The sequence below is a fragment of the Poinsettia branch-inducing phytoplasma str. JR1 genome (genome assembly GCF_000309465.1).
Lineage (GTDB): Bacteria > Bacillota_I > Bacilli_A > Acholeplasmatales > Acholeplasmataceae > Phytoplasma > Phytoplasma pruni.
Genome location: NZ_AKIK01000140.1, coordinates 1 through 444, shown reverse-complemented (window position 1 = coordinate 444; position 444 = coordinate 1). Strand labels below are relative to the sequence as shown.

The window sequence follows — 444 nt, the reverse complement described above, 5'->3', positions numbered from 1 at the left end:
CAATTAAAGAACTGATAATTTTTATCAATGTTATAAGGGAAAATATGAGGGTAAACTTGATAAGCAAAATTGGAACCTAACCAACGATCGATTAAAATAATTTTGTTAGTGTTTAAATATGGTTTAATCATTTCTTCTTGGATTTGAAACATGTTAGCGCAACTAAGAAGATATCTAGTTAATGGTTTTAATTGGGCATTAGTTAAAAAGATGTCGCGAAGAGGTTTGCCGATGGAGGAACTTCCTAAACCTTGTAAAGTAATTACTTCGTGACCTTGTTTTTCTAATTGTTTTCTAACTTTTTGAATTAAAGTTGTTTTACCGCTGCCATCTAGGCCTTCAAAAACTATTAATTTCATTTTAATTCTCCTTTGAATTTAGATTTTGGGTATAAAAAAAGACCTTCGATTTGAAGGTCTTAGGGTTTTAATTATTATTTAAATT

Annotated in this window: 1 protein-coding gene; it reads right to left on the bottom strand. The window is 29.1% G+C overall.

The features are described from left to right. Positions 1-359, bottom strand: a 359-nt coding sequence (locus ON17_RS02695) for a dTMP kinase (RefSeq protein ID WP_017191967.1), incomplete at its 3' end; no start/stop codon positions are given. Positions 360-444: the final 85 nt, after the last annotated feature.